Annotated in this window: 1 protein-coding gene; it reads left to right on the forward strand. The window is 27.4% G+C overall.

Translation table 11 applies throughout. The features are described 5' to 3' along the window. A partial coding sequence (locus GQX97_RS14150) for a PASTA domain-containing protein (RefSeq protein ID WP_157152356.1) occupies positions 1–350 on the forward strand: 350 nt, incomplete at its 5' end. Positions 351–584 lie beyond the last annotated feature (234 nt).

Here is a 584-nt window from a genome sequence, read left to right on the forward strand (position 1 = left end):
ATATACAGTCACATTATTTCAAAGATTATCCATTAGGTAAAATAGTTAGTCAAGAGCCTAACGGCGGGATGAGAGTAAAAAGAGGAAGAACTGTTTATTTAGTTGTAAATGTACCAGAACAGGCTTTGGTAAAAATGCCAGACCTTACAGGAAAATCMTATGATGATGCTGTTAGTATAATATCAAATGAAATTATCTCAAAAATACCTAGTGTTACAATACTTCCAAAACTAAATGATAATAATTCAGCTTATGATAATAATGTAGTATTGTCTCAAGTTCCTAATGCCAATGAAGTTATAGGAATTAATACAGAAATCATACTAACTGTTAATAACAAAACAGAGTAATATTTGTATTTTTTTATTATTTTATTATATTCTCTATATATAAAAATTATTAATTGCTAAAGAAATGTAGTTTATTTCCGATTTTTACGAATGGAAGAGGTGTATTGTGGAAAAACGAAAATGTGAATTTTGTCATAGCGATGAATATAAACCATATATAAAAACAGATTTAGTAAGTTATAGTAAGTGTTCAAATTGCGGACTTATATTTCAAGACCCTATTATCACTCAAGA

This window comes from Brachyspira sp. SAP_772 (genome assembly GCF_009755885.1).
Lineage (GTDB): Bacteria > Spirochaetota > Brachyspiria > Brachyspirales > Brachyspiraceae > Brachyspira.